1 protein-coding gene is annotated in these 805 nt (G+C 66.8%); it reads left to right on the plus strand.

Going from position 1 to position 805, the window contains the following annotated elements; genetic code table 11:
* A partial coding sequence (locus tag AC628_RS41200) for a TIGR03862 family flavoprotein (RefSeq protein ID WP_143202094.1) occupies positions 1-718 on the plus strand: 718 nt, incomplete at its 5' end.
* Between the last annotated feature and the right edge of the window lie 87 nt (positions 719-805).

The following is an 805-nucleotide window of genomic DNA, read 5'->3' on the forward strand; positions in this document are numbered from 1 at the left end:
GGCGTCGGATGGCGCCTGGGCGGAGCTCCTCGCGGCGAAGGGCGTTGCCGTTGCGCCGATGCGACCGGCCAATTCCGGCTTCACCGTCGCGTGGTCGAATATCTTCCGCGACCGATTTGAGGGGCAGCCGCTCAAGGGCGTCGCCCTCACGATCGGGCGGCATACCGTGCGCGGCGAGGCCATCGTCACCCGCACGGGCATCGAAGGCGGCGCCATCTACGCACTGTCGGCTGAGTTGCGCGAGGCAGTGTTGGGCATCGGGCAGGCGACGTTGACGATCGCGCTGCGGCCGGACCTCGACGCCGCCGCGCTGACCGCCCGCCTGTCCGGGACGCGCGGCAAGCAGTCGCTCGCGAATTTCCTGCGCAAGGCGGCGCAAGTCTCTCCGGTTGGCATCGGCCTGATGCAGGAGGCGGCGATTGCGTCCGGCCAGCCATTGACATCGTTCTCGCCGGCAGAGCTTGCGCAGCTGATCAACGCGGTTCCGGTTCAGCTCACGGGCATCGCGCCGATCGATCGCGCGATCTCGACCGCGGGCGGGATCGCGTTCAGCGAACTCGACGCGCATTTCATGCTGCGCAAACTGCCCGGTGTCTTTGCCGCCGGCGAGATGCTCGATTGGGAGGCGCCGACCGGCGGCTATCTGTTGCAGGCATCGTTTGCGACGGGTGTCGCAGCCGGGAAGGGGGTGTTGAGGTGGCTCGGACAGAAATCGTAGCAACCATTAAGCCGTGACGGTTGTTTCGAGCCAAGGCGTTCCGCGCTGGACGACAGTGTTGGCATAGATCAGCAGCTTCCGTGCGCA

The organism is Bradyrhizobium sp. NAS96.2 (assembly GCF_001908235.1).
Classification (GTDB): domain Bacteria; phylum Pseudomonadota; class Alphaproteobacteria; order Rhizobiales; family Xanthobacteraceae; genus Bradyrhizobium.